Raw genomic sequence first — 205 nt, 5'->3', positions numbered from 1 at the left:
TCGCGTTCCAGGGCGAGGACGCACCGCTGCGGGTGCTGGCGAACAGGGCGACGGCGATCGCGGGCAGCACGAAGACGAGCACGCCGGCGACGAGCGAGAGCGTGTTGCCGAGGCTCCGCCCCTCGGCGCGGAGCATCTGGACGCCGTTGGCGATGAGCGCGACGCCGAGGGCCACGACGGCCAGGGGCACGAGCAGCAGCCCGAA

Annotated in this window: 1 pseudogene; it reads right to left on the bottom strand. The window is 73.7% G+C overall.

Features of this window, described 5'->3' with window-relative positions:
- Nucleotides 1-205 (bottom strand): annotated as a pseudogene (locus tag BIU94_RS07440) (YdcF family protein); the annotation flags it as partial.

This window comes from Curtobacterium sp. MMLR14_006, from assembly GCF_001864985.1.
GTDB lineage: Bacteria > Actinomycetota > Actinomycetes > Actinomycetales > Microbacteriaceae > Curtobacterium.
The sequence above is the reverse complement of the archived record's forward strand: the minus strand, read 5'-3'. Positions and strand labels throughout refer to the sequence as shown.